Below are 346 nucleotides of genomic sequence, written 5' to 3' on the forward strand. Positions count from 1 at the left end.
CAAACAGGCTGCGGGTGTTATCCGAAGAAATATGGCGGCCTACGCTAACGCGGAAGACCTAATCAACGTTGGCGCGTACCGCAACGGTTCCAATCCCGAAATAGACGAAGCCATAGCAAAACATGTCCCGATTAATGAATTTCTTATGCAGGACATTGAAGAACATTCTTCGCTTGAAGATACGCTTACTGCGATGTCGGAAATAACGGGCGTTCAAATTCCCGACGAGGAAATGGCGGATAAAAACGCCAAACTTGTCTCTTCCGGTAAACCAACGCAGGCAAAAAAAGAAAAGACGGCAGAGGCAAACGCTACTTCCGCTCAAGATGCCTCAAACGCCCTTAAC

At 48.0% G+C, this 346-nt stretch carries 1 pseudogene; it reads left to right on the plus strand.

The features are described 5' to 3' along the window. A pseudogene (gene fliI, locus ACYVTD_RS18360) lies at positions 1-346 on the plus strand (flagellum-specific ATP synthase FliI); the annotation flags it as partial.

The sequence above is a fragment of the Treponema sp. R6D11 genome (genome assembly GCF_054786075.1).